The organism is Burkholderia sp. MSMB0856, assembly GCF_001524645.2.
Lineage (GTDB): Bacteria > Pseudomonadota > Gammaproteobacteria > Burkholderiales > Burkholderiaceae > Burkholderia > Burkholderia diffusa.
In genome coordinates this window covers 2,268,343-2,294,270 of sequence record NZ_CP013427.1, presented here as the reverse complement: position 1 = coordinate 2,294,270, position 25,928 = coordinate 2,268,343, and the positions used below count along the sequence as shown (strand labels likewise).

The 25,928-nt window shown below is 69.9% G+C and carries 29 protein-coding genes; 20 read left to right on the top strand and 9 right to left on the bottom strand.

Annotated elements, in window-relative coordinates:
* Positions 1–156: 156 nt before the first annotated feature.
* From WS87_RS11865 to WS87_RS11850, 3 genes are all read left to right on the top strand, one after another.
* Positions 157–786 (top strand): NAD(P)H-binding protein, encoded by a 630-nt coding sequence (locus WS87_RS11865; protein ID WP_059815807.1) that lies wholly within the window; start codon positions 157–159, stop codon positions 784–786.
* Between the two features lie 131 nt (positions 787–917).
* On the top strand, positions 918–1,595 hold the full coding sequence (locus WS87_RS11860; protein ID WP_059816381.1) for an SOS response-associated peptidase family protein: 678 nt from the start codon (positions 918–920) through the stop codon (positions 1,593–1,595).
* Between the two features lie 315 nt (positions 1,596–1,910).
* The gene (locus tag WS87_RS11850; protein WP_059523535.1) at positions 1,911–3,341 is read left to right on the top strand and encodes a purine-cytosine permease family protein; all 1,431 of its coding nucleotides are present in this window, start codon (positions 1,911–1,913) and stop codon (positions 3,339–3,341) included.
* A gap of 66 nt (positions 3,342–3,407) precedes the next feature.
* Here WS87_RS11850 and WS87_RS11845 read toward each other — a convergent pair whose 3' ends face one another.
* Positions 3,408–4,613, bottom strand: a complete 1,206-nt coding sequence (locus WS87_RS11845) for an MFS transporter (protein WP_059523533.1) — start codon at positions 4,611–4,613, stop codon at positions 3,408–3,410.
* Positions 4,614–5,091: 478 nt separating this feature from the next.
* A complete protein-coding gene (locus WS87_RS11840; protein WP_059815804.1) occupies positions 5,092–6,003 on the bottom strand; it encodes a LysR family transcriptional regulator in 912 nt (303 codons plus the stop codon).
* Positions 6,004–6,175: 172 nt separating this feature from the next.
* On the opposite strand from WS87_RS11840, the gene WS87_RS11835 reads away from it, so the two are divergent.
* Positions 6,176–7,096: a pyridoxal-phosphate dependent enzyme gene (locus WS87_RS11835; protein ID WP_059815801.1), complete on the top strand. Its 921-nt coding sequence runs from the start codon at positions 6,176–6,178 to the stop codon at positions 7,094–7,096.
* Between the two features lie 273 nt (positions 7,097–7,369).
* Here the strand turns inward: WS87_RS11835 and WS87_RS11830 are convergent, their stop codons facing one another.
* Both WS87_RS11830 and WS87_RS11825 read right to left on the bottom strand, forming a co-directional pair.
* Entirely contained in the window at positions 7,370–8,440 is a 1,071-nt protein-coding gene (locus WS87_RS11830; protein ID WP_059815798.1) for a DUF2242 domain-containing protein, read from the bottom strand.
* A gap of 129 nt (positions 8,441–8,569) precedes the next feature.
* A complete protein-coding gene (locus WS87_RS11825; protein ID WP_059815795.1) occupies positions 8,570–9,463 on the bottom strand; it encodes a LysR family transcriptional regulator in 894 nt (297 codons plus the stop codon).
* A 109-nt stretch (positions 9,464–9,572) separates the two neighbouring features.
* On the opposite strand from WS87_RS11825, the gene WS87_RS11820 reads away from it, so the two are divergent.
* Together WS87_RS11820 and WS87_RS11815 are read left to right on the top strand one after the other, a co-directional pair.
* Positions 9,573–10,328 carry a TerC family protein gene (locus tag WS87_RS11820; RefSeq protein WP_059523522.1) on the top strand — a complete coding sequence of 252 codons (756 nt, stop codon included), beginning with the start codon at positions 9,573–9,575 and terminating at the stop codon, positions 10,326–10,328.
* A 60-nt stretch (positions 10,329–10,388) separates the two neighbouring features.
* Entirely contained in the window at positions 10,389–10,691 is a 303-nt protein-coding gene (locus WS87_RS11815; RefSeq protein WP_059523520.1) for a TFIIB-type zinc ribbon-containing protein, read from the top strand.
* A 108-nt stretch (positions 10,692–10,799) separates the two neighbouring features.
* Here the strand turns inward: WS87_RS11815 and WS87_RS11810 are convergent, their stop codons facing one another.
* Together WS87_RS11810 and WS87_RS11805 are read right to left on the bottom strand one after the other, a co-directional pair.
* A complete protein-coding gene (locus WS87_RS11810) occupies positions 10,800–11,210 on the bottom strand; it encodes an Hsp20/alpha crystallin family protein (protein WP_059815792.1) in 411 nt (136 codons plus the stop codon).
* A 16-nt stretch (positions 11,211–11,226) separates the two neighbouring features.
* Positions 11,227–11,667, bottom strand: a complete 441-nt coding sequence (locus WS87_RS11805; protein WP_059523516.1) for an Hsp20/alpha crystallin family protein — start codon at positions 11,665–11,667, stop codon at positions 11,227–11,229.
* A 245-nt stretch (positions 11,668–11,912) separates the two neighbouring features.
* Between WS87_RS11805 and WS87_RS11800 the strand changes: the two genes are divergently transcribed.
* Positions 11,913–12,830: a 3-hydroxyacyl-CoA dehydrogenase NAD-binding domain-containing protein gene (locus WS87_RS11800; protein ID WP_059815789.1), complete on the top strand. Its 918-nt coding sequence runs from the start codon at positions 11,913–11,915 to the stop codon at positions 12,828–12,830.
* 39 nt (positions 12,831–12,869) lie between these two features.
* Here WS87_RS11800 and WS87_RS11795 read toward each other — a convergent pair whose 3' ends face one another.
* Together WS87_RS11795 and WS87_RS11790 are read right to left on the bottom strand one after the other, a co-directional pair.
* Positions 12,870–13,148, bottom strand: a complete 279-nt coding sequence (locus WS87_RS11795) for a DUF4148 domain-containing protein (RefSeq protein WP_059815786.1) — start codon at positions 13,146–13,148, stop codon at positions 12,870–12,872.
* 176 nt (positions 13,149–13,324) lie between these two features.
* Positions 13,325–14,173, bottom strand: coding sequence for a LysR substrate-binding domain-containing protein (locus WS87_RS11790; protein ID WP_039322076.1), 849 nt, complete (start codon positions 14,171–14,173; stop codon positions 13,325–13,327).
* A gap of 333 nt (positions 14,174–14,506) precedes the next feature.
* Here WS87_RS11790 and madL point away from each other — a divergent pair, with 333 nt between their 5' ends.
* The 11 genes from madL to WS87_RS11735 all read left to right on the top strand — a co-directional run bounded on the left by madL (position 14,507) and on the right by WS87_RS11735 (position 23,395).
* A complete protein-coding gene (gene madL / locus WS87_RS11785; protein ID WP_059449382.1) occupies positions 14,507–14,902 on the top strand; it encodes a malonate transporter subunit MadL in 396 nt (131 codons plus the stop codon).
* An 11-nt stretch (positions 14,903–14,913) separates the two neighbouring features.
* Positions 14,914–15,681 carry a malonate transporter subunit MadM gene (madM, locus tag WS87_RS11780; protein ID WP_059523510.1) on the top strand — a complete coding sequence of 256 codons (768 nt, stop codon included), beginning with the start codon at positions 14,914–14,916 and terminating at the stop codon, positions 15,679–15,681.
* Positions 15,682–15,835: 154 nt separating this feature from the next.
* On the top strand, positions 15,836–17,482 hold the full coding sequence (mdcA, locus tag WS87_RS11775) for a malonate decarboxylase subunit alpha (protein ID WP_059815783.1): 1,647 nt from the start codon (positions 15,836–15,838) through the stop codon (positions 17,480–17,482).
* A 10-nt stretch (positions 17,483–17,492) separates the two neighbouring features.
* Positions 17,493–17,807: a malonate decarboxylase acyl carrier protein gene (gene mdcC, locus WS87_RS11770; protein ID WP_059815779.1), complete on the top strand. Its 315-nt coding sequence runs from the start codon at positions 17,493–17,495 to the stop codon at positions 17,805–17,807.
* Positions 17,804–18,739, top strand: a complete 936-nt coding sequence (locus tag WS87_RS11765) for a biotin-independent malonate decarboxylase subunit beta (protein WP_059815776.1) — start codon at positions 17,804–17,806, stop codon at positions 18,737–18,739. Before mdcC ends, WS87_RS11765 begins: the two co-directional genes overlap by 4 nt.
* Positions 18,726–19,433, top strand: coding sequence for a biotin-independent malonate decarboxylase subunit gamma (mdcE, locus tag WS87_RS11760; protein ID WP_059815773.1), 708 nt, complete (start codon positions 18,726–18,728; stop codon positions 19,431–19,433). The genes WS87_RS11765 and mdcE overlap by 14 nt, the downstream gene beginning before the upstream one ends.
* Positions 19,420–20,088, top strand: a complete 669-nt coding sequence (gene mdcG / locus WS87_RS11755; protein WP_059816378.1) for a malonate decarboxylase holo-[acyl-carrier-protein] synthase — start codon at positions 19,420–19,422, stop codon at positions 20,086–20,088. The genes mdcE and mdcG overlap by 14 nt, the downstream gene beginning before the upstream one ends.
* A complete protein-coding gene (mdcB, locus tag WS87_RS11750) occupies positions 20,085–20,951 on the top strand; it encodes a triphosphoribosyl-dephospho-CoA synthase MdcB (protein WP_059815771.1) in 867 nt (288 codons plus the stop codon). Before mdcG ends, mdcB begins: the two co-directional genes overlap by 4 nt.
* On the top strand, positions 20,948–21,880 hold the full coding sequence (locus WS87_RS11745) for an acyltransferase domain-containing protein (protein WP_059815768.1): 933 nt from the start codon (positions 20,948–20,950) through the stop codon (positions 21,878–21,880). The genes mdcB and WS87_RS11745 overlap by 4 nt, the downstream gene beginning before the upstream one ends.
* A gap of 150 nt (positions 21,881–22,030) precedes the next feature.
* On the top strand, positions 22,031–22,552 hold the full coding sequence (locus WS87_RS11740; RefSeq protein ID WP_059815765.1) for a phospholipase D-like domain-containing protein: 522 nt from the start codon (positions 22,031–22,033) through the stop codon (positions 22,550–22,552).
* 174 nt (positions 22,553–22,726) lie between these two features.
* Positions 22,727–23,395, top strand: a complete 669-nt coding sequence (locus WS87_RS11735; RefSeq protein ID WP_059816374.1) for a phosphoribosyltransferase — start codon at positions 22,727–22,729, stop codon at positions 23,393–23,395.
* Here the strand turns inward: WS87_RS11735 and phaZ are convergent.
* Positions 23,382–24,605, bottom strand: coding sequence for a polyhydroxyalkanoate depolymerase (gene phaZ / locus WS87_RS11730; RefSeq protein WP_059815763.1), 1,224 nt, complete (start codon positions 24,603–24,605; stop codon positions 23,382–23,384). The two genes, WS87_RS11735 and phaZ, sit on opposite strands and share 14 nt — an antisense overlap.
* Positions 24,606–24,750: 145 nt before the next feature.
* Here phaZ and WS87_RS11725 point away from each other — a divergent pair, with 145 nt between their 5' ends.
* Both WS87_RS11725 and WS87_RS11720 read left to right on the top strand, forming a co-directional pair.
* Positions 24,751–25,380, top strand: a complete 630-nt coding sequence (locus WS87_RS11725; RefSeq protein WP_059815760.1) for a glutathione S-transferase — start codon at positions 24,751–24,753, stop codon at positions 25,378–25,380.
* Between the two features lie 349 nt (positions 25,381–25,729).
* Entirely contained in the window at positions 25,730–25,927 is a 198-nt protein-coding gene (locus tag WS87_RS11720; RefSeq protein ID WP_044844954.1) for a hypothetical protein, read from the top strand.
* Position 25,928: the final 1 nt, after the last annotated feature.

The window sequence follows — 25,928 nt, the reverse complement described above, 5'->3', positions numbered from 1 at the left end:
GTCGGCATGCGCGGCCGCTCGAAGCCCCGCCACGGCGGGGCTTTTTTGCGTGCGCGGGTGACGGGCAGGACGCGGGTTGCGGTTGACCCTCCCGCGCGGACCGTTCATCGTGTCGATTCCACGCCGATTCACCGGCCTCACACGGAATGACTTGCCATGAAACTGTTGCTCGTCGGCGCGACCGGACTCGTCGGGCGTCACGTCCTTGAAGCCGCGCTGGCCGATGCGCGGGTGGACCAGGTCGTCGTGCTCGCGCGCCGGCCGTTGACGCCGCATCCGAAGATGCGCGCGCTGGAGGTCGACTTCGATCACCTGCCCGAGGCGGCCGACTGGTGGCAGGCCGACGCGGTGATCTGCACGCTCGGCACCACGATGCGCGTCGCGGGCTCGCAGGCCGCATTCCGCCGCGTCGATCACGACTATCCGCTCGCGGTCGCGCGTCTCGCGCACCAGGCCGGCTCGCCGACCTACGTGCTGAATTCCGCGCTCGGCGCCGATCCGGGCTCGCGCATCTTCTACAACCGCGTGAAGGGCGAGGTCGAGCGCGCGCTCGCGGGCATCGGGTTCGCGTCGCTCACCTGCGTGCGGCCGGGCCTGATCGGCGGCAGCCGCGACGAATTCCGGTTCGGCGAACGGATGCTGGTGCTTGCGTTGAGCGTTGCCGGGCCGCTGCTGCCGCGGAAGTGGCGCGTGAATCCGGCGCCGCGCATTGCCCGCGCGCTGCTCGACGCCGCGCTCGAGGCGCGTCCGGGCGTGCATGTGATCGGATCGGAACGGTTGGCCTGAACCGGAACGGGCGACGACGCCATCAAGCGGGCCGAACGGTTGTAAGACTGTTTCGTCACACCACGCAAAAGCGGCATATGACGTGCACGCTGACCTACGATGAAGACATCGCGTCCATCATCTGCCCAACCGTGTGCACGCACTACCGCGCCCCTGACGAAGACCCGGGTATCAGCGAGCTGAGGATCGGTATCGGCGACCTGTTTCGCCGCGAGCCGTGGGAACCCGACGTATATCCGGATTACGCGGCACCCATCGCGCGCGCCGACGGCGACGGCCTCGCGGTCGTCGGCGCGGTGTTCGGCTTCTGGCCGAAGTTCATGCAGCCCGAGCGTCTCGACGAGAACGGCCGCAAGCGAAAGAAGCTCGATACGGTGAACGCGCGCGCGGAAACGGTCGGTTCGTCGCGACTCTACGGCAACGCCTGGCGCAACGGCCAGCGCTGCCTGATTCCGGTGCGCTGGATCTTCGAGCCGTGCTACGAAACGGGCCGCAACGTGTGGCACCGGATCGGCGTCGACGGCTGGCAACCGTGCTGCGTCGCCGGCCTCTGGCGGCGTTACGAAACGGTCGATGGCCGCGAGCGAATCGGCATGACGATGCTCACGGTCAATGCCGACGATCATCCGGTGTTCGCGCGCATGCATCGGCCCGGCGACGAGAAGCGGGGCGTCGTGATCCTGCGCCGCGAAGACTACGACGAATGGCTGCACGCGCGCGACATCGAGGCGGCGCGGCGCATGCTGACGCTCCTTCCCGCCGGCGACATGGTCGCCGCACCCGATCAGGCGTCGCCCGCCGGCGCCTGAGTTTTCGTTTTCCCTGCATTTTTCATACGGTCGACCGACACCTGCGATCGCCGGATGCGCTCCGTTTTCCCGGACGATCCGGAAAGCTGCCGGACACCGGGTAATCACCGATATCTGCCTGGTTGTATATACAAGATCATCCGCTGGCACTGTCGGCCACGGGGCGTGCCGGCTGCGCGCCAGCGTGCGGACCGTGCGTGGCGCGTGTCCCGGCGATTCACGGCGCGCCGCACCCGACGAGTCGAAAGGGTGGCTCGGCACGTTCCCCGTCTCGTCCAAACCGTTTGCGATCCTCAGTATCTTGGAGATTTTCCCGTGTCAACGAATCCCAGTGGAAAAGCCGGTGGTCTGATCGAGGTACGTTCGATCGATTTCATTCCCGACGCCGAACGCCACGGCGGCCTGTTGAGCCAGTTCACGCTGTGGCTGTCGGCGAACATGCAGATCACGGCCATCGTCACGGGGGCGCTGGCGGTCGTGCTCGGCGGCGACGTGTTCTGGTCGCTGGTCGCGCTGCTGCTCGGCCAGCTCGTCGGCGGCGCGGTGATGGCGTTGCACGGCGCGCAGGGGCCGCAACTCGGCTTGCCGCAGATGATCTCGAGTCGCGTGCAGTTCGGCGTCTACGGCGCGATGATTCCGATCGTGCTCGTGTGCCTGATGTACATCGGTTTTTCCGCCAGCGGCTCGGTGCTCGCCGGGCAGGCCGTCGCGCAACTGCTGCACGTCGACGACGCGGCCGGCATCCTGCTGTTCGCGGCCGTGATCGTCGTGCTGACGGTGTTCGGCTATCGCGCGATCCACTTCGTCGGCCGGATCGCGAGCGTGGTCGGCATCGTCGCATTCGTCTACATGTTCGCGCAGCTGTTCGCGAACCACGACGTCGGCGCGCTGCTCGCGAACCGGCACTTCTCGCTCGCGAGCTTCCTGCTGTCGATGTCGCTGTCCGCGTCGTGGCAGATCGCGTTCGGCCCGTACGTCGCCGATTATTCGCGCTACCTGCCGCGCTCGACGTCGTCGGTCGCCACGTTCCTCGCGGTGGGCCTCGGCTCGGTGATCGGCGCGCAGGCGGCGATGGTGTTCGGCGTGTTCGCGGCCGCGCTGGCCGGCAGCCAGTTCGCGCACCATGAGGTGTCGTATATCGTCGGGCTCGGCTCGACGGGCGCCGTGGCTGCGTTGCTGTATTTCACCATCGCGTTCGGCAAGGTGACGGTGACGGCACTCAACGCGTACGGCAGCTTCATGTCGATGGCGACGATCGTCAGCGGTTTCCGCGGCAAGGGTGCGGTGTCGTCACGCAGCCGTCTCGTGTACATCTTCGGGATGATCTGCGTGTCGACGCTGATCGCGCTCGCCGGCCGCCATTCGTTCCTGAAGGAATTCACGGCGTTCATCCTGTTCCTGCTCGCGTTCTTCACGCCCTGGAGCGCGATCAACCTGGTCGACTACTACTGCTTCACGCGCTCGCGCTACGACGTGCCGGCGCTGTCCGATCCGGACGGCCGCTACGGCCGCTGGAACGTGATGGCGATCACGATCTACGTGGTCGGCATCCTGGTGCAGCTGCCGTTCATGTCGACCCACATCTACACGGGCGCGCTCGTCGACGCGCTCGGCGGCACCGACATCTCATGGATTCTCGGCCTCGTCGTGCCGGCCGGGCTGTACTACGTCGGCGCGCGTGCGTCGCGACGCAGCATCCCCGAGCGCCTGATCCTGCCGCTCGAACGCGGCGAGGTTCACCACTGAACTGACTGACGCGTCGCGTTGCGTCGCCCGCCGTGCCGGCCGGCAGCCGTACGGATCGCCGCGTGCTTACGAACTCGCGGCGACCGGCGCGCGGCGGCGCTGGATCATCTGCAGCGCAACCAGCGCCAGCCCGGCCGCGGCGATCAGCCCGCCGACGAGCGGCACCGCCGCGTAGCCGAAGCCGGCCGAGATCGCCGCGCCGCCGGCTGCCGCGCCGACCGCGTTGCCGAGATTGAACGCGCCGATGTTGACGGCCGAGGCGAGGCCCGGCGCGTCGTGTGCGGCACGCATCACGCGCATCTGCAGCGGCGGGACCACCGCGAACGTCGCGACACCCCAGACCAGCAGCGTGACTGCCGCACCGACATGCGTGCGGGCGAGCAGCGGGAACGCGGCCATCGTCACGATCAGCAGCACGAGGAAGCCGATGAGCGTGCCGTCGAGCGAGCGGTCGGCGAGGCGGCCGCCGGCGATGTTGCCGATCGAGAAGCCGACGCCGATCAGCACGAGCATCGCGGTGACGAAGCCGGGTGTTGCGCCGGTCAGGTGTTCGAGCGTCGGGGCGACATACGTGTACAGCGTGAACATTGCGCCGGCGCCGAGCACCGTGGTCCCGAGCGCGCCGAGCACGACGGGGCGCGTGAGCACCGACAGTTCGGCACGCAGGTTCGGCATCTTGCCGGCTTCGCCCTTCGGCAGCGCGGCGAACAGGCCGGCGATCGCGATCAGGCCGAGCGCCGCGGTCGCCGCGAACGACATGCGCCAGCCGATCATCTGGCCGAGCCACGTCGCGGCCGGCACGCCGCCGACGTTCGCGATCGTGAGGCCCATGAACATCGTCGCGACCGCGCTGGCCTGCTTTTCACGCGGCACGAGGCTCGCCGCGACCACCGAGCCGAGCCCGAAGAACGCGCCGTGGTTGAGGCTCGTGACGAGCCGTGCGAGCAGCAGCGTCGTGTAGTCCGGCGCGACGGCCGACAACAGGTTGCCGATCGTGAAGATCGACATCAGCGCGATCAGCGCCGAGCGACGCGACCATCGCGCGAGCAGCAGCGTCATCAGCGGCGCGCCGACCATCACGCCGATCGCATACGCGCTGATCAGCATGCCGGCCTGCGGAATCGACACGTGTACGCCGTCGGCGATCACGGGCAAGAGGCCCATCGGCGAGAACTCGGTCGTGCCGATGCCGAATGCGCCGGCGGCAAGCGCCAGCAGCGGCAGCGCGGCGCTGCCGCCCGGGCGGGAAGGGGAAGAGGTCGTGCTGTTCACGCGATGAGCTCCTGCAAGCATGGGGCAACGGCACCTGGCCATTGCGGACAGGGTGAAGTGTGCCTGCATTACTTTTGCGGAAAAAGCCGCGCTCGGGCGAAATTATCTTGATTCGATGTCAATAATTCGGAGTCGAGCCGGCATGCGTGTGCGGCCCGAGTGGCGCGGTTTCGGCGATTCGCCGGCGCGGCTTGCCGACGAAAAAAGCCCCGGTCACAGGGGGGCCGTGACCGGGGCGAAAAGCATCCTCTCTTTGGCACGAGGGTTGGATGCGGGCGCAGTATATTTCGGGGCATAACATTTCGAAATGACGTTAAAGGGCCTCTTTTGGTGCCAATTTAAAAATTCCGACGTGACGGCGTCGTCCGTCATCGATCTGAAAGATTTTTCGTTTGTCCGAGCTAATGTTTAGTGCGCGATGACGGCGAAGCCGACTGAATCCACCGTCAGCGCGCGGCTCGCGCGTGCCGGCAATCGATCATTCCGCTTGGCCGGTCGCGTCGCGCACCGCTTCGAGAAACCGCGCGACGACGGGAGACGCCGGCACCGCCGCACCGTCGAATACGAACTCGATATCGAAGCGGCTCGCGAGTTCGTCGAGCGCGACGAGCCGGACCGTGCGCGGGCATGTCGGCGACGCGCTTTCCGGCACGAACGCGCAGCCCATGCCGGCCGCCACGAGACCGATCAGCGTCGGGATGTCGCTGCCCACCTGCGCGATGCGCGGCGTGAAGCCGGCCCGTTCGCACTGCGCCATCAGGAAGCGGTGATGCGCGGCGGAGCGCTGCGCGTCGAACCAGACGAACGGCTCGTGCGCGACGTCGGCAAGCATGCGCGGCGCGCGGAAGCGGCCGCCGGGCGGCGCGGGCATCGCGAGCACGAAGCGGTCGCTCAGCAGCCGCACGCCCGACAGATGCGGCGCTTCGTCTCGGCGCCACGCCATGATGCCGCCGTCGAGCTGGCCGCGCATCAGCGCTGCCGCCTGTTCGGCGGACAGCATCGGCGCGATCGACAACTTCACGTCCGGACACGCGTCGCGAAACGCCTTCAGCACGTTCGCGACGACCGGCAGCGGCAGGCAGTTCGGCAGCGCGCCGAGGCGCAGCTCGCCGAGCTGGCCGGATGCGCTGCGCAACGCGCGCTCGCGGCTGTCCTGCAACGTCGCGAGCAGGCCCGTCGCATCCTGCAGGAAACTTGCGCCAGCCGCCGTCAGCGTGACGCCCGTCGTGCGGCGGATCAGCAGCGGCGTGCCGATCGCATCCTCGAGCTCGCGGATCTGCCGCGACAGCGCGGGCTGGACGATGCCGGCCGCGCGGGCGCCGCCCATCACGCTGCCGGCTTGCGCGACGGCCACGAAGTAACGCAGGTGACGCAGTTCGATCTGGCGCATGCGGTGTCGACTCCGGTTGTCGGACTTGATTCGGTGGATATGCCTGCCAAGCATGGCAAGCACCATCCGATGGTATTGGAAAAGCATGGCGGGCGTGCCGTACGATGATCGACGTTGCCGGGCCCGTTCACGGGCCGCGTGCGTTCCCTTTGTCCCGACCGTGTCCCGCACCATGCCGCTTCATATCCCGACCCCCTATGTCCGCTCGCAAATCGCGTCGCGCCGTCTCGGCAAGAACATCCGATTGAAGCTCGACGCGCTGCAGCCGTCCGGTTCGTTCAAATTGCGCGGCATCGGCGCGGTGTGCGAAGCGCGGCATGCGGCCGGCGCGCGCCGGTTCGTGTCGTCGTCGGGCGGCAATGCGGGCATCGCGGTCGCGTATTGCGGTCGCGAGCTCGGCGTGCCGGTGCTCGTCGCCGTGCCGGAAACCGCATCGGCTCGCGCGCGGGCGCTGATCCGCGCGGAGGGCGCGGAGGTGGTCGTGCACGGCGCGAGCTGGGCCGAGGCGAACGCGTACGCGCTGTCGGCCGTCGGCGCGCAGGACGCGTTCGTGCATCCGTTCGACGACCCCGTGCTGTGGCGGGGGCACGCGACGATGATCGACGAGATGGCGGCGGCCGGCCCGAAACCCGACGCGGTCGTGCTCGCGGTCGGCGGCGGCGGGCTGCTGTGCGGCGTCCTCGAGGGGCTCGCACGCAACGGCTGGCACGACGTGCCGGTCGTCGCGGTCGGGACGGAAGGCGCGGACAGCTATGCGCGCTCGGTCGCGCAAGGTCGTCCGGTCGAATTGCCGGCGATCACGAGCATCGCAACGTCGCTCGGCGCGAAGCGGCCGTGCGACGCGGCGGTCGAATGGGCGAAGCGGCATGCGATCCATCCGGTCGTCGTGTCGGATGCGCAGGCGGTGGCTGCGTCGCTGCGGTTCGTGGACGAGCACCGGATCGTCGTCGAGCCGGCGTGCGGCGCCGCGCTGGCCGCGCTCGAACAGTCGGTGCCGGCGCTTGCTTCGGCGTCGGAAATCGCGGTGATCGTGTGCGGCGGCGTGACGGCGACGGTCGAGCAGTTGCAGGCGCTGAACGCGACGTTGCGGTAACGCGCCAGCGCGCGTGTCGCGGCGCGGCCGGGCGGCGCTGCGGGGGCGAAGACGTAACGACGGAGTGATCGCGCGGCGGGAATGGTCGCGGGCGTCGGCGGAATCGGGATTCGTGTGGTTCGTCGCGACGGGCTGCGCTCGATCGCCGGTCACGTCACGGCGCGCATGCGCAACCGGCCTTCGGGTGTACGACGATTAAGTGAGGCGTCGGGGAAGGGCGCACACGGCGCGCCGCGCGCGACGGGCGCACGACGCGGAGAGATGGTCGCGCGATCAGTTCGCGGACGGCGCGCTGGCACCGGTCGGTGCGGACGAGGCGACGGGATCGGCGGCAGCGGGCGAGGGCGCCTTGTTCGCCGATGCCGGAGCAGCGCTCGCGGGGGCAGGTGCGGAGGCTGCCGATGCGGGCGATGCCGAAGCAGACGCGGGCGTCCGCACGGAGGCGGGTGCCGAAGCCGACGTCGAAGCAGGCACGGCCGCCGACGCAGGTGCCGCAGCCGATGCCGAGGAGGAAGGCGGGACTGCGGCCGACGCCGACGCAGGTGCCGCAACCGATGCCGGCACGCCACCCCGCATCGCCCCCGGCGCGACCACGGCCGATGGCGCGGCAGGCGCAGCTGGCACGGCCGACGCGCCCGAAGCCGGCGCGACGCCCGGCCCCGACAGCGGCACCGGCGCGGCAGGCGGCGTCGGCACGACCGGCGTCGTCATCTTCATCGGCTCGCCCTGCGGCGTCGGCGCGGGTTCGGGCAGCGGCGTGACGGGTTCCTTCTCGGCCGCCTTCACGGTCGCGCGATCGCGGCGGGCCGGATCGATCTTCAGGAAATGCTCGACGAGATTGAAGAAGCGCTCGTAGAACACGCCGGCGGGAATCGTCTCGCTCGCGGTCTTCACGAGCGCGTCGTCGCTCGACCCGATCGGCAGCGACAGCGAGCCGAACACGCTGAGCCCGACGCTCGCCGACGTATTCGACTTCTTCAGCGTGTAGCGGTCCTGCACCGCGTTCACGTACGCGATGCTCGACGAGCCGTCCGCATTCGCGTCCGCGCACACGACGTGAAACTCGATCACGACGTGCATGTCGTTGCTCGGCTGGAAATTCTTGCTGCCGTCGACCGCATCGTTGCGCGACGACGACACCACGTAGCCCTGGCTCAGCAGCGCGCGCCGCGCGGCCTCGCAGGCCGCGTCGGATTTCGAGCGGAACGTGTGCGCATACGGGCTGCTCGTCGCGTCGAACTGCTCCTGCTGGTAAATCGGCTTGGGCGGCGACGAGCACGCCGCCAGCACGGTCGCGGCCGCGAGCGCGCACGAAACGGAAAACAGGCGAAATCGGTTGTGCATGGCGTCTTTCAAAAGGCTCGGCGAGATGCCGCGCGGGGCTGCGGGCGCAGCGGCGGGGCCGGTGCGATGCGCGTGGCAATCTCGTATGGCCGGGGCGTCATTATAGTTTCGTTTGATGTCGCGCTCGCTTCAGGCGGCCGGCGCAGGCCGCGCGGCGGCGAGCAGTCGCGATGCCAGCGGGTGGTGTTCGCCGCGCCGCGAGCAGATCGCGTGGATTTCCTCGGTCACGTCGCCCGCCCGGCCGAGCCGGCGCAGCCCACGCAGCAGCGATGCGTCGTTCGCGCCGAGTTCGCTGAGCGGAAACACGCCGAGGCCCCGCGCCGCGAACACGGCCATCAGCGCGCTGTCCTCGAATTCCCCGGCCACGCGCGGCACGATCCGTTCCCGTTCCAGCCACAGGTCGAGGCGTGCGCGCAGCGCCGAGTGGGCGGTCGGCAGCAGCACCGGCAACTCGGCGAGGCACTGCGGAAAGCGCTGCCGCGCGGCCGTCGTGACGAGCGCCGCGGGCCCGTACCAGTCGACCGGCGACGCGACGAGCCGCTCGCTCGTCACGCGCAGATTCGACCCCGACGGCGCGCCCTGGCCGGCCAGCACGAGGTCGAGGTGATGCAGCGCCAGTTCCGCGAGCAGCGCGTCGTGCTCGCCCTCATGGCACAGCAGCCGCAGCGTGGGCGTGTCGAGCACCGGCGCGAGGATCGCATGCGCGGCGAGCTTCGAGATCCCGTCGGCCAGGCCGACCGCGAGCCGCACGGTCGGCTGGCTGGCCGCCGCGCGCACCTCGTCGGGAATCAGCCGGCCCATCTCGAAGATGACCTCGGCGCGCGCATACGCGGCCTGGCCCGCATCGGTCATCGCGATGCCGCGCCCGACCGGGCGCAGCAACTGGTGGCCGAGCGCCTTTTCCAGTTCGCGGACCTGCGCGCTGATCGTCTGCACGGCCATGTCGAGCCGCTCCGCGGCGCGCGCGAAACCGCCTTCCTTCACGACGACCCAGAAATAGTACAGATGGCGAAAATTCAGCATCGGATCGATATTTCGGAAAAACCGAACCAAAGATCAGATTCTCTCTGATTTTTTCGAAGTCGTGGGGTGGCCTATCATCGGGCTTTCCACATTCGAATCGGCCCTGTTCATGGACTACCTGCTGACGCTTGCCGCCGACCCCGCCGTCTGGGCCGCGCTCCTGACGCTCGTCGTGATGGAAGTCGTGCTCGGCATCGACAACCTGATCTTCATCTCGATCCTCAGCAACAAGCTGCCCGAAGCGCAGCGCGCCCGCACGCAGCGCCTGGGCATCGCGCTCGCGCTCGTGATGCGCCTCGCGTTGCTCGGCAGCGTCGCGTGGATCGCGAGTCTCACCGAGCCCGTATTCACGCTGTTCGATCACGCGTTCTCGTGGCGCGACATGATCCTGCTGTCGGGCGGCCTGTTCCTCGTCTGGAAGGCAACCACCGAGATCCATCACCACGTGTCGCACGACGGCGACGGCGCGGGTGCGTCCGGCGGCGCGGCCGGACTGACGGTATGGGCCGCGATCGGCCAGATCGTGATGCTCGACATCGTGTTCTCGATCGACAGCATCGTGACCGCGATCGGCATGACCGAGCACGTCCCGATCATGTTCGTCGCGGTGATCGTCGCGGTGAGCGTGATGCTGTTCGCCGCGCAGCCGCTCGCACGCTTCATCGACCGCAACCCGACGATCGTGATGCTCGCGCTGTCGTTCCTCGTCGTGATCGGCATGACGCTGATCGCGGAAGGCTTCGGTTCGCACGTGCCGAAGGGCTATATCTACGCGGCGATGGCGTTCTCGGCGTTCGTCGAAGGCATGAACATGCTGGCGCGGCGTGCGAAGGCGAAGCGCGCGGCGCGGGTCGAAGGTCACTGAGAAAGCGGGCGGGCGAGGGCCCGCCCTTGGTTCGGAATGCTCAACGAAAGGAGAAGCGCGATGAAATGTCCGGTCTGCAAGACGCCCGACCTGCTGATGGCCGAGCGCCAGTCGATCGAGATCGATTACTGTCCGACGTGCCGCGGCGTGTGGCTCGATCGCGGCGAGCTCGACAAGCTGATCGCACGCGAAACCGGCGATGCGCCGCCGCGCCGCGACGAGCCGCCCGTGCGGCACGATGCGCAGGCGCCGCGCGGGCGTGACGACGGCTGGGGGCGTGACGGCCGCTCGCACGACGACCGCTATCGCCACGACGGCCAGCGTCGCAAGAAATCGGTGTTCGACCTGTTCGATTTCGATTGAGCGTGACGGCGGGCGTGCACCGCGCCGCACGATGAAACAAAGCCCCGCCGGGTGTCATGCCCGGCGGGGCTTTGTCATGCGCGTCGCGCGATCGGCACGCGGCAGCGCTTACGCGTTGCCGGCCGTCACGTCGATGCGGCGCGGGCGTGTTTCCTCGCGACGCGGAATCGTCAACGTGAGCACGCCGTCGCGCAGGCTCGCATCGATTCGCGACGTGTCGAGATCGGGGCTCAGCACGAACGTGCGCGCGAAGCGCGGCGCGCGGACTTCGGCATGCCGCACGCGCAGGTCGGCCGGCGTGTCGATGCGCGTGTCGGCTTCGATCGTCAGCGTGTTGTCGTGCACCTTGACGTCGAGATTCTCGCGCGGCACGCCCGGCAGGTCGACGCGCAGCGTGACGCGCCGTTGGTCTTCGACGATGTCGACGGCCGGCGTGATCGCGGGCCGGCGTGCGGCCTCGGCGGCGGGCGCGTGGACGGCGCCGGCCTGGCGTTCCGTCAGGATCTGGCTCATATTCACGTCGTTCTCCTGAAGGTTACTGAACGTTGATCGCACGTGGCTTCGATGCCTCGCGCCGGCCGACGCGAATCAGCAGGCAGCCGTTTTCGTAGCGGGCGCTGACGTTGTCCGCGTCCGCGTTCTGCGGCAGTTCGACCACCCGGCGGAACGCACCGTGAAAGCGCTCCTGCGCATAGGTGCGCACGTCGTCGCCGGCGTCTTGCGGCACGGGCTTGCGCTCGCCGCTGATCGTCAGCAGATCCTTGTCGATCGAGACGTCGAAATCGGCCGCGGCCATGCCGGGGGCGAACGCGACGATCTCGATCGCGTCGTCGGTCGCGCCGACGTTCAGCGCGGGAAACGCGCTCGGCCGCACCGCGCGGATGCCGGTCGGAAGCTCGCCGAACAGGCTCGCCATCTGCCGCTGCACGCGGGCGAATTCATCGAACAGGTCGTGGCCGTGATGGATACCGCTCATGAAGGTCCTCCGGAACAGGAAACGCGAAAAACGCGCCGACGCGACGCCGATGGCGAGTGCGATGTGCGGCTTTCCGCCGAGTCGAAACGGGGGCAGTGCGTGTGACGGGCACCGCCTGGCAACCGGTAATTAGAGGCCGCCGCGGCGGTTTTCAAGAGGGGAAGTGCAACCGGCATCAACGCGTCGTGACGTGAATCGATGCGACAATCGTCGCGCTATCCACAGACCACGGAGACGGGACGGACATGGACATTCAACGCATCGCGATCGTCGGGGCCGGCGTGATCGGCGCGAGCTGGGCGGCTTTCTATCTGTCGAAGGGCTTCGACGTCGTCGCGACCGATCCCGCACCGCAGGCCGACGCGCGTCTGCGCGACGCGCTCGCCGCATTCCTCGGTGACCGGGCCGCCGAACTTTCCGCGCGGCTGTCGTTCGATGCGGATCTCGTGCGCGCGCTCGACGGCGTCGATTTCGTGCAGGAAAACGGCCCCGAGCGGCTCGACCTGAAGCGCGCGCTGTACCGGCAGATGGACGACGTGCTGCCCGCGCGCGTGCCGATCGCGTCGAGTTCGTCGGGCCTGAAGATGTCCGAGATCCAGACCGCGTGCGACAAGCACCCGGAACGCTGCCTGATCGCGCATCCGTTCAACCCGCCGCACCTGATTCCGCTCGTCGAGCTGGTCGGCGGCGACGCGACCGACCGGAACGTGATCGCGCGCGTGAAGGATTTCTACGACGCGCTCGGCAAGCAGACGATCGTGCTCAACAAGGAAATGACCGGCCACGTCGCGAACCGGCTCGCGGCCGCGCTGTTTCGCGAGGTGTATCACCTCGTCGGCGAAGGCGTGGTGAGCGTCGCCGATGCGGACAAGGCGGTCGCATGGGGGCCGGGCTTGCGGTGGGGGCTGATGGGGCAGTGCCTGACCTATCACCTCGGCGGCGGCGCGGGCGGGATCGCGCACTTCCTCGAACACCTGGCGGGGCCGATCACCACGTGGTGGGACGACCTCGGCACGCCGTCGTTCGATCCGGCCGTCGATCGCAAGCTGAACGACGAACTGCGCGCGATCCAGGGCGAACGTTCGATGCAGGAACTGGCGGCCGAGCGCGATCGGCTGCTCGTCGAGCTGATCGACGCGCGGCGCCGCAGCTTCCTGCCCTGAGCGCGTTGCCGCGCGGCGTTCCGGTCGTGCCGTGAGCGGCTATTGCTGGACGGCCGTTTGCGGTGCCCGCGGCGTCTGCGCGAGCCACGCGGGCTGCGCGGCCTGCACCAGTTCGCGATTGCGCGCGCGCGTCGCGGCATTCGGCGGATAGTTGCCGTCGTTGGTCGGCAGTTCGCCGTCGAGGTACGCCTGCTTCAGCTGCGCGACGACTTCCGCGCGCGTCAGGCCCTGCGCGGGGGCAGCGGCATCGGTTTGCGCAAAGGCGGGGGACAGCAGCGCGGCTGCGGTGGTCGCGACGGCGAATCGCAAGACGTTCATGGTGTGCTCCGATCAAGGGGACGGGATAGCGGATGCGCGGCACATTGCCGTGCGTTCCGATGGGTCCCATTGTCGCGAGCGAGTGCTGCGCGGACGCTGACGCGTTCCGGGCACGATTGTCAGTTGCGCGCTTACGCCGCGGCGCGGCGTCGTCGGCGTCACGGCGAAGACGATCGCTACAGCTCGGCCGCCGCCGCGATCAGCGTCGCCTCGAGCGCGAGCGTCGAGCGCGAGGCGGCCGCCGGCCGGTCGATCACGTATTCGAGTTCGCCGAGTTCGGGGAGCCCAGCGTCGAGCCGCGCGAGCCCGGCCGGAATCACGTAGCCCGCAAACGCGCTGACGCCGAGCCCCGCGCTCGCGGCCGCGCGCAGCACCGCGATGCTGCTGCTCACGACGGCGATCCGGTACGGGCGGCCGACCGCCTCGAGCGACTCGAGCACGCGGCGGCGCGATACGCTCGGCTCCGGATGCATTGCGAGCGGCAGCACGGCCTCGTGGCCGGTGATCCGCGAATCGGGGCCGGTGCACCAGTACAGCGGTTCGCTGCGGATCACGCGGCCGCGCCGGCTGCCCGCGACACGCTTCGCGAACACCAGATCGTGGCGGCCTTCGTCGAGCGCGTCGAACAGGTCGCCCGACAACCCTGTCGAGATCGCAAGCTCGACTTCCGGATTGCGCTGCACGAAGCTCGCGAGCGCGGCCGTCAGGTGCGCGGACGCGAAATCCTCCGACATCGCGAGCCGCACCTTGCCCGACAGCGGCGGGCCGCACACCGACGTGACGGCCTCGTCCATCAGTTCGAGGATGCGCACCGCGTAGCGGAACAGCGCGTCGCCGTGCTGCGATAGGTGCACGTTGCGCGTGTCGCGCTCGAACAGCGGCCGGTCGAGCAGCTCCTCGAGGCGGCGGATGTGCTGGCTGACGGTCGACTGCGACAGGCTCACGCGCTCGGACGCGGCGGTGAAGCTGCCGGACTGGGCGACGGCGACGAAGCTGCGCAGCAGCTCGGGCGGTAATGGACGCATTGCTAAATCCACTGAATCGGTTTCGACAACTTCATAAATGGCCGGATCATGCGGCGCTAGTATCGGATCACGCCCCGGTGCGGCCCATGCAAACGGGGCGCACCGGACGCGTTGCCCGTGTCGTGCCGTCGGCTGCATCGGTCAGTCTAAGCCATCCGGCGTCCGGCCCGAAACCGCATCATCCCATCGACCGCCCGAGAACGCGCTCGCACGACGAGCCGCCGGGCCGCGGCGCACCGCCGCGGGAGACAGACCGTCCGCGCCCGGGATCGGCGTGCGGGCCTGGCTTCCGCACGCGTCAGGCGCCCGTCACGAAGAGACTGGAGACGACTCATGATCATCTACGGAACCGCGCTGCTGGCGTTCTGCCATCTGGCCGGACTGTTCCTCGGCGACCTGCTGGGCGCCGCGATCGGCGTGAAGACCAACGTCGGCGGCGTCGGTATCGCGATGCTGCTGCTGATCTGCCTGCGCCTGTGGCTGCACCGGCGCGGCTGGCTGCCGAAGGAGACCGAGGCGGGCGTCGGTTTCTGGGGCGCGATGTACATCCCCGTCGTCGTCGCGATGGCCGCGAACCAGAACGTGGTCGCCGCGCTGAAGGGCGGGCCGGTCGCGCTGCTCGCCGCCATCGGCGCGGTCGCGATCTGCGCGTGCTGCATCGCGGTACTCGTGCGCACGGGGCGCGACGACACGGCCTTCGCGGGCGTGCCGCAATTCGAACAACAGTGACGGAGGCCGCCATGCTGCAGATGCTCGAAAAAACCGTCGCCCACAATGGGCTCGTCGCGTCGTTCGCGCTGGTCGGCCTGATCATGTGGCTGTCGTCGATCGCGTCGCGCAAGCTCACCTTCGGCCGCGTGCACGGTTCCGCGATCGCGATCGTGATCGGTCTTGCGCTCGCGTATGTCGGCGGTGCGTTCACCGGGGGCGAGAAGGGAATCGCCGACGTGCCGCTGTTCGCGGGCATCGGCCTGATGGGCGGCGCGATGCTGCGCGATTTCGCGATCGTCGCGACCGCGTTCGAAGTGCAGCCGACCGAGGCGCGCAAGGCCGGCCTCGTCGGCGTCGTGTCGCTGTTGCTCGGCACGGTGCTGCCGTTCATCGTCGGTGCGTGCATCGCGCGCGCGTTCGGCTACACCGATGCGGTCAGCATGACGACCATCGGCGCGGGCGCCGTCACCTACATCGTCGGGCCCGTCACCGGCGCCGCGATCGGCGCGAGTTCCGACGTGATCGCGCTCAGCATCGCGACGGGCCTCGTGAAGGCGATCATCGTGATGATCGGCACGCCGGTCGCGGCCGGCTTCATGGGCCTGAAGACGCCGCGCTCCGCGATGATCTTCGGCGGCCTGGCCGGCACCGTGAGCGGCGTGAGCGCGGGCCTCGCCGCGACCGATCGCCGGCTCGTCCCGTATGGCGCGCTGGTCGCGACGTTCCATACCGGCGTCGGCTGCCTGCTCGGGCCGTCGGTGCTGTTCTTCACGACGCGCGCGCTGGTCGGCGCGTGACCGCGCAAGGCGCGTCGCATGGGGCCGGCGCGCGCGGTGCCGCGGCGGCCCGCATCCATCGCGGTGCCCTCTGAGTCGGATTCGTCAACATCATCAATCGGCGGCGGCGCCAGGCTTAGAATGCCGCTGAACCATCGAAGCGGGAGAACTGTTCATGACGGGATGGAATCACGCGCGGCAGGCGCGCGATGCACGCCTCGCGGCCGGCGCGGCCTTCGCGCGCGGCAAGCGGGTCGATGCGCGCGACACCGTCGCGTTGCTCGAAGCGGTGCTGCGGCCCGGCGATCGCGTGTGCCTCGAAGGCGACAACCAGAAGCAGGCCGACCTGCTCGCGACGGCGCTCGCCGATGTCGACAGCGCGAAGATCCATGACCTGCACATGGTGCAGTCGGGTGTCGTGCTGCCGGAGCATCTCGACGTGTTCGAGCGCGGGATCGCGAAGCGCCTCGACTTCGCGTATTCGGGCCCGCAGTCGCAGCGGATCGCGAAGCTGCTGTTCGGCGGCAAGATCGCGCTCGGCGCGGTGCACACGTATCTCGAACTGTTCGCGCGCTACTTCATCGATCTCACGCCGCAGGTTGCGCTGATCGCGGCGGTCAGCGCGGATGCCGACGGCAATCTGTATACCGGCCCGAACACGGAGGACACGCCCACCGTCGTCGAGGCCACCGCGTTCAAGGACGGCATCGTGATCGCGCAGGTCGACCGCATCGTCGACAAGGTGCCGCGCGTCGACATCCCGGGCGACCGCGTGCATTTCGTCGTCGAGGCCGGCCGACCGTTCTACGTCGAGCCGTTGTTCACGCGCGACCCGGCCGCGATCACCGAGACCCAGATCCTGACCGCGATGCTCGCGATCAAGGGCATCTACGAACCGTACGGGATCAAGCGCCTGAATCACGGGATCGGCTTCAACACGGCCGCGATCGAGCTGCTGCTGCCGACCTACGGCGCGAAGCTCGGGCTGAAGGGCAAGGTCTGCACGCACTGGGCGCTCAATCCGCACCCGACGCTGATTCCCGCGATCGAATCGGGCTGGGTCGAGCAGATCCACTGCTTCGGCTCCGAAGTCGGGATGGACGACTACATCCGCGCGCGCTCCGACGTGTGGTTCACGGGCCCCGACGGGTCGCTTCGCTCGAACCGCGCGTTCTGTCAGACCGCCGGCCTTTACGCGTGCGACATGTTCATCGGCTCGACGCTGCAGATCGACCTGTCCGGCCATTCGTCGACGGTCACCGCCGAGCGCATCGCCGGTTTCGGCGGCGCGCCGAACATGGGCAGCGACGCGCGCGGCCGGCGTCACCCGAGCGAGCCGTGGCTGAAGGCCGGCGCGGAAGCCGACCCGGACACGCCGTCGGCGCTCAGGCGCGGCCGCAAGCTGGTCGTGCAGATCGGCGAGACCTTCGGCGACAAGAACGTGCCGATGTTCGTCGAGAAGCTCGATGCGCTGAAGCTCGCCGACAAGCTGCAGCTCGACCTCGCGCCGATCATGGTCTACGGCGACGACGTCACACACATCGTCACAGAGGAAGGGATCGCGAACCTGCTGATGTGTCGCGACAAGGACGAACGCGAGCACGCGATCCGCGGCGTGGCCGGCTATACGGAAGTCGGTCGCGGCCGCGACCGCAGGATGGTCGAGCGGCTGCGCGAGCGCGGCGTGATCCGCCGCCCGGAGGATCTCGGCATCGATCCGCTCGACGCCGACCGCCGCTGGCTCGCCGCGCGCTCGATCAAGGATCTCGTGCACTGGTCGGGCGGCCTGTATGCGCCGCCGGCCCGGTTCCGCAACTGGTGAGGAAGAGGGCATGGAACAGTTGAACTATCGCTTCACCGCGCGCGGGCGTGCGCGGGGCGAACTGGCCACGGCGCTCGTCGGCGTGGTCGCGTCCGGCAATCTCGAGGTGCTCGTCGAGCGCGTGCTGCCGGGCAACGAATGCGAGATCGACATCCGCACCGCGGCGGTCGGTTTCGGCGCGGTGTGGCAGGCCGTCGTGTCGGACTTCGTCGAACGGCGCGCGCCGGGCGGCCTGAAGCTGTCGATCAACGACGGCGGCGCGCGGCCCGACATGGTGTCGCTGCGGCTCGCGCAGGCCGTGCGCGCGATCGAGGGGGGGGCATGATGACGGACGCGATCCACGACGCCCCGGCGTTCGTCGCGAACGCCGCGAGCTGGTACGAGGCGTCGGCGCGCCAGCGCGTCGACGGGCTGCTCGACGCGGGCAGCTTCACGGAGTTTCTCGGGCCGGCCGAGCGCGTGACGAGCCCGCACCTGCCGCTGTTCGACCTGCCGCAGCAGTTCGACGACGGCATGGTGGTCGGCCACGGCCGGCTCGACGGCAAGGCGGTGTTCGTCGCCGCGCAGGAAGGCCGATTCATGGGCGGCGCGTTCGGCGAGGTGCACGGCGCGAAGCTCACGGGACTGCTGCGTGCGGCGCGCGAACGCGGCACGCCGGTGCTGATCCTGTTCGACACCGGCGGCGTGCGGCTGCAGGAAGCGAATGCGGGCGAGCTCGCGATCGCCGAGATCATGCGTGCGCTCGTCGAGGCGCGCGCGGCCGGCGTGCCGGTGATCGGGCTGATCGGCGGGCGCGCGGGCTGCTACGGCGGCGGCGGGCTGCTCGCTGCGTGCTGCTCGGCGCTCGCGGTGTCCGAGCAGGGGCGCATCAGCGTGTCGGGGCCCGAGGTGATCGAGACCAACCGCGGCGTCGAGGAGTTCGACGCGAAGGACCGCGCGCTGATCTGGCGCACGATGGGCGGCAAGCACCGTCGACTGATCGGCGGTGCGGATCGCTACGTGGCCGATACGCCCGATGCGTTTCGCGCGGCCGCGCTCGACCTGATCGGCCGTGCGCCGGCATTCGACACGGCGATGCTGCGCGCGGAGCAGGCGCGGCTCGAAGCGCGCGTCGCGCGGTTCGGCACGTGCAAGGATGCGCTCGACGTGTGGCGCGCGCTCGGCGCGAGCGAGCCGGAAGCGATTCCCGGCATGTCCGACGACGAATTCGCGAAGCTCGCCGACCAGTTACAGGAGCCGCAGCATGACGCTCGATGAAGTTCTGAACTCGCTGTTTCCCAAGGGCCATTCGATCGAGCGAAACGGCGGCCTGCTGACGGGCCACGCTGAACTGACCGGCACGCGCGTCGACGTGATCGGCGTCGCCGACCGCCTGCCGTTCGGCATCGACGAAGCCCTCACGCTCGCGTCGCACGTGCTCGACACGATCGAGCGCGGTGGCGGCACGCCGCTTCTCGTGCTCGTCGACAGCGACAGCCAGCGGATGAGCAAGCGCGACGAACTGCTCGGCCTGAACGAAGGGCTGTCGCATCTCGCGAAATGCCTGATGCATGCGGAGCTCGCCGGGCACCGGACGATCGGGCTGCTGTACGGCCATACGGCCGCGGGCGCGTTCATCGCGACCGCGCTCGCGACGCGCACGCTGCTCGCGGTGCCGGGTGCCGAGCCCGAGGTGATGGACCTGCCGTCGATGTCGCGCGTGACGAAGCTGCCGATCGACGTGCTGAAGGAGATGGCGCGCTCGACGCCGGTGTTCGCGCCGGGACTCGACAATCTCGTGAAGATGGGCGCCGTCGACGCCGTGCTCGATCCGGCCCGCGCGCTCGGCGCGCAGGTCGGCGAATGGCTCGGCAAGCCGGCCGATCGCACCGATGGTCGTGCAGCGCGCGGCCGGCCGGTCGCGGCCGACGTCGCGCGGCGCGTCGAGGCACTCGCGCGTGACGCACGCTGACACGCCGCTGCGCCGCCACACGCTCGTCACGCTGACGGCGGCCGGGTGGGGCGCCGCATGCTCGCGCGATCCCGCGCTGGCGGCCGATCCGCTCGTGCAGGCGTGGGCCGCGCGCGGCTGGCCGCTGATCGTGCGCCGCGCGTCGCCCGACGAGGCCGATGCGCGGCGCGTGCCGCTCGGCGTGCCGCTGCCGCCTTCCGCGGGCAAGCGGCGCATCGCCCTGAACGTCGCCGCCGACGCGGTCGAGTCGGTCGGCCCGCTGCCCACGCTGGCCGACGTGCTGGTCGCCGCGCCCGACGCCTGGCACGCGACGCTGCGCGAGCTGGATGTGCTCGGCAAGCGCTGCGGCGTGCAGGGTCGCGTGTTCGGCAGTCTCGCGTGGCAGGCGCTGACGGGCGAGTGCTATCTGAGCGCGTCCTCCGATCTCGACATCGTGTTCCCGCTGCCGGACGCCGCGTCGCTTGCCGCGCTGCTCGACGGCCTGGCTGAACTTGACGCGCGCGCGCCGATGCGCATCGACGGCGAACTGCTGCGCGACGACGGCGCGGGCGTGAACTGGCGCGAATTGCATGCGCGGCTGCCGGAAGTCGCGGTCAAGACGGCGGTGGCGGTCGAATTGATGTCTGCAGACGCATTCACGGGGGGCACGCGATGAGTGCATGGGCCGCCTGCCGCGCGGCGGCGCCGTCCGACGCCGAGCGCATCGCCGAACTCGCCGAGCGCAGCCTCGTGCTCGAAATCGAGACATATCCGAAACCGGGCCTCGTCAGTCACGTCGACACCGGCAGCCATGCGGACATGGACGCCGCGACGTTCGCGCGCAGCGCGGCCGTGCTGCGGCCGTACTTCGCGGAGCTCGCCGACGCCGGCGCGCGCGACGCGGGCATGGCCGTGCTGCGCAAGATCGGGCTGCGCGCGGAACACGCGATGCTCACCGCGACCGGCGGCGTCAACACGCATCGCGGCGCGATCTTCGGGCTCGGGCTGCTGTGCGCGGCCGCCGGCCGCCGCGCGGTGCCCGGCTCGGCGGCACGCACGATGACGCTCGGCGCGTTCGTCGCGCGGCGGTGGGGCACCGAGATCCTCGGCGGCCCGCGGCTGCCCGACAGCCACGGCGAGCGCGCGAGCCGCCGCTACGGCGTCGGCGGCGCGCGTCGCGAGGCGGCCGACGGGTTCGCGAGCGTGTACGGCGTCGGATTGCCGGCACTGCGCCGCGCGCAGTGCCGCGTGCCGGACGATCCGGAAGCCGCGCGCGTCGACGCATGCTTCGCGCTGATCGCCGCGCTCGACGATACGAACCTGCTGCACCGGGGCGGGCAGGCCGGCCTCGATTTCGCGCGGGCCACGGCGCGCGCATTCGTCGCCTGCGGCGGCATACGCGCTCGCGACTGGCGATTGCGCGCGGCCGCCGCACACCATGCGTTCGTCGCTCGCCGGCTGAGCCCGGGCGGCGCGGCCGATCTGCTGGCGATGAGCGTGTTCGTCGACGCACTCGAAGCGGCCGGGGTGGGGCGATGACGCTGGCGATCCTGTGTTCGGGGCAAGGCGCGCAGCGGGCGGACATGTTCGAGTTGACCGGTGCCGCGCCACAGGCTGATGCGCTGTTCGAGCATGCCGGCCGGCTCCTTGGCGACGATCCGCGCGACTGGGTGCGGCACGCCGAACCGGACGCGCTGCGCGAGAACCGCGCCGCGCAGATCCTTTGCACGGTTCAGGCGCTCGCGGCGGCTGCGTTGCTCGAAGCGGTGTGGCCGCGCCGGCGCTGTGTCGCCGGGTATAGCGTCGGCGAAGTCGCTTCATGGAGCGTCGCGGGGATGATCGATCCGCACGACGCGCTGGATCTGGCCGACGCGCGCGCGCGCGCAATGGACGCCGCGAGCGGCGGCGACGAACGGATGGCGTTCGTGCGCGGGCTGACGCGCGCGCAGCTCGCGCAACTGTGCGACGGCCGCGATGCGGCGATTGCGATCGCCAATCCGGGCGACGCATTCGTGGTGGCCGGACGGCAGGCCGACGTCGCCGCGGTGGCCGACGACGCGGCACGCGACGGTGCGCTGCGCGTCGCGCCCGTGTGCGTGCGGATCGCGTCGCACACGCGCCGGCTCGCGTCGGCGGTGCCCGCGTTTCGCGCGTCGCTGGCTGCCGTGAACGTGCGCCGGCCGTTGCCTGGCACGCGGCTGTTTTCGGGGATCGATGGCGCGTCCGTGCTCGATGTTGATGCGGGGCTGGACAAGCTCACGCGCCAGATCGCGGAGCCGGTCGAGTGGGCGGCCTGCCTGGTCGCGTGCGTCGAGGCCGGCGCGACCGCGTTTCTCGAGCTCGGCCCGGGCCGCGCCCTGACCGAGATGGCGGGCGGCGCGTATCCGGCGCTGTCGGCACGCAGCGTCGCGGATTTTCGTTCCGTCGACGGTATCGCGAGCTGGCTCGCACGCGTCGCAGCCGGCTGACGAGCGGCATGCGAGCGGCCCGGAAACGCTCGGAAATCCCGGCAAGATCGATTCCGGAACCGGCCCGCCAGGCGGGCGTTGCGCATCGGGTGTTGCGCCGGCGCAGCACCGTCGCAGCAGGCGCTTGCCACGCGAATTGGCGTCGCTACAATGGCGCCCGCCATGAGATCCGCCGCCTTCCTCCTCGCCGTGCTTTGGTGCGCGGCGACCGCCCACGCCAGCCCGATTCCGTCCGATGCCGCATCGGTCGGCACGTACTTTTCGTATGACAATGCGGCGGCCGACGCGACCGTCGACCTGATCGGTCAGGCGCAGCGCCGCGTGCTGCTGGCCGGCTACGCGTACGTGCCGCCCGCGGTCGCGGCGGCGCTGCGTGACGCGCGTTCGCGCGGCATCGAAGTGCGCGTCGTGCTGGTGCGTTCGTCGCGTGCGGGCAAATACAGCGGCGCGGGCTATCTGAAATCGGCCGGCATCGACGTCGCGATCGATTCGCGGCATGGCGATCCCGCGCCGCGCTTCGTGATCGTCGACGACAGCGTCGCGCTGACGACGCTGTCCGACGGCGCGCCCGCGCACGCGGAAACGGTGAACGTGTTCCAGCGCGCACCGGAACTCGCGCAGTCGTACGCGCAGTCGTTCTGGCGGCTGTACCGGCAGGCCGGCGGGCTCTGAGCACCTGACGGGCGGTCCGCCCGGGCGAACGCCATCCATCCTTTTCCCGCCACGATCCGCATGCCGCGCGTGCCGGTATGACCCCGCTTGCGTCGGCGCGTCCGATGAACCATGCTCGTTGAACAGGGGCCGGTGCGGGTGTCGCGCATCCGGCGCAACGGCAGGGAGCCGATCGTGACCGAATGTTTTGTCGATCGCGCCGACGCGGGTCGCCGGCTTGCGCACGCGCTGCAGGATTATGCGGGGCGTCGCGACGTCGTCGTGCTCGCGCTGCCGCGTGGCGGCGTGCCGGTCGCATTCCCGGTCGCGCAGGCGCTGCGCGCGCCGCTCGACGTGCTGGTGGTGCGCAAGCTCGGCATGCCGTCCGATCCGGAATTCGCGATCGGCGCGATCGCGACCGGCGGAGCGATCCACCTGCAGCATTCGGCGATCCGCGCGATGGGCGTGACCGATGCGCAGCTGGCCGACGTGATCGCGCGCGAGACGGCCGAACTGCAGCGCCGCGAATCGCTGTATCGCGGCGCCCGGCCGCCGCTGCCGGTCGACGGCCGTATCGCGATCGTCGTCGACGACGGCGTCGCGACCGGCGCGTCGATGCGCGTCGCGCTGCAGGCGCTGCGCGAGCGCCATCCCGCGCGCATCGTGGCCGCCGTACCCGTCGCACCGGATGGTGCCGGGCGTGCGTTCGACGATCTGGCCGACGCGTTCGTGACGGTGTTGCAGCCGCTGTCGTTCTTCGGGATCAGCCAGTTCTACGCGCGTTTCGACCAGACCGGGGACGACGAGGTGCGGGTGCTCCTCGACGCGGCCCGCGCGTCGGACGACGACGTCACGTCCGTCTGATACGGCGCCGGCGCGATCCCGGGCGTCCGGCTTCGGCCTGCGCGAACACGCGCTGCAGCGCCGGATGGACTTCGCTGCGCCAGCGCGTGCCCGTGAACAGCCCGTAATGATCGCAATCGTCGACATCGAGGCGCTGGCGCTCGCCGGCCTTGAGGCCGCGGCACATGGCGAGCGCCGCATGCGTCTGGCCGGTGCCCGTGACGGCGTCGCAACCGCCTTCGACCGTCAGCAGCGCGACGCCGCGCAGCGCGGCCGGCTCGACGCGCTGCCCGCCGACGTCCCACGTGCCGTTCGCGAGGCACATTCGCTGAAACACGATATCGACGGTATCCAGGAAATATTCGGCCGGCATGTCGAGCAGTGCCGTGTATTCGCGCAGCGCACGCCGCGCGTCCGCCAGCGCCGTCAGGTCGAAATGCGACGCCGCGCGCGCGTAGTCCTCGATCAGCGTCAGAAAGCGTTGCGGATACAGCAGCGCGATCTCGCCTTGCTGAAGATAGGTCGGGAACACGTGCCGGCCACGGCCGGGGAAGCGCGGCGGCACGATGTCGATCAGGTGGCGGCGACACCACGCGAGCGACCGGGACGCGGCGGTGGTGCCGAGCGTGGTCGGGTTGACGCGCGCGTCGAGCGGCCCGCCGATCAGCGTGACGCTCGCGGGCGGTGCGAGGCCGCGCGCGGCGCGCAGCGCGAGTGCACCGAGCGCGGGAACGGTGGCCTGGCACACGGCGACGACGTGCAGCGGCCGCGCGTCGCGGGCGAGCGCGTCGACGAAGCCGTCGAGCGTCGCCACGTATTCGTCGAGCCCGAAGCGACCCGCCGCGAGCGGGACGTCGCGCGCATTGACCCAGTCGGTCACGCAGACGTCGCCGTCCGCGAGCAGCGCCTCGACGGTTTCCCGCATCATCACGGCCGCATGTCCGGCGAGCGGCGCGCACAGCAGCACCGTGCGCCGCGTGTCGTCGCGCGCGAAGCGTCGCAGCTGGCAGAACGGCGTGCGCGCGACGATTCGCTCGTCGACCGCCGCGCGCCGAATCTCGAAGCGCGGCGGCCCGACGGCGGGCCCGAGGAGCGGCTCGAACAGGTCGTCGTAGCACGATGACGCGGCGTGCGCCAGCGTCGCGGCTGGCCACACGTCGAACGCGTGGCACGTCGCCGCGCGCCAGGCGCGCATCCATTCCCGCTGCTGCTCGACGACGGCGTACCACATGGCGAACCTTGGTCGGAGGGGGCGTGAATCTGCATTATGGTCACTCTGGCCGCGCAGCGGGTGTCGGAAACGTGACCGGCCCTAGGCGGCGACATACGGCGCTGCTACAGTCATCGATCCCATCCCCTCAAGTGGAGCGTTCGCGATGAAGCTGATCGGCATGCTGGATTCCCCGTTCGTGCGCCGTGCCGCCATTTCGGCGAAGCTGCTCGACCTGCCGTTCGAACACGAGTCGATCTCGGTGTTCCGTCAGTTCGACCAGTTCCAGACATTCAACCCGGTCGTGAAGGCGCCGACGCTCGTGACCGACGACGGTGCAACGCTGATCGATTCGTCGCTGATCGTCGACTATTTCGACCATCGCGTTGCGCCCGAGCGGCGTCTGCTGCCCGACGCCGCCGACGCGCGGCTGCGCACGCTCGTGCCGGTCGGATTCGCGCTGGCGGCGGCGGAGAAGACCGTGCAGGTGGTGTACGAGCACGCGTTGCGGCCGGCCGAGAAGCAGCACGCCCCGTGGCTCGAGCGGGTGCTGGGCCAGATCGAGGCCGCGTATGACAAGCTCGAGCCGCTCGTCGCGGCCGCGAATGGCTGGTTCGGCGGTGCGCGCCTGCTGCAGTCCGACGTGACCGTCGCCGTCGCGTGGCGCTTCACGCAATTCACGAGCACCGAGTACCCGGCGCTCGCGCGGATCGATCCGGCCCGTTATCCGGCGCTCGCCGCACATTCGGCGCGGGCGGAAGCGCTGCCGGCGTTTGTCGAGACGCCGCTCGACTGAAGCCCGGCGGCTGTCGCGTCGGCACGGGTGCGAGGGTGGCAGGCGACGCAACCGGCGTGCGATCTCGCCGGGACTCGTGCCGGCATCCGGCACGGATCGACTCCGCCGCCATCGGCCGCGTGGTCACTCGTTTTCGCCTGGTGCGGCGTCCGCAAGACCCCGTCGCGCACGGTCCGTCTTGCGTTCCCGGGCCGTCCGCCGTCCGCCGCCGGCCGCTCGGCCCTGTCCGCCAAAGGCGCGGCCGATTGTTATCCGCCGCTGACAAGTGACTTCGCATTCGCGCTGTTTATCCGGTTGCAGCCGATCCCTAGAATCCACTCCATCGAATATGCATTGCCTGATGGAGCCGATGATGAGAGCGCTGATCGAATCGAGTCTGTACCACCCGTCCGTCGTGTTGCCGCTTGCCGCGTTGACGCAGCTGATGGTCGAGCGCGATTTCAATCTCGGCCAGGTCGGCCTGATCGTCGCGGCGCGCGGTGCGCAGGCCGCGGTGTCGCGTTCGCGGGCGCTGATCTTCTGCCGCCACTGTGAAGCGCACGCATGAT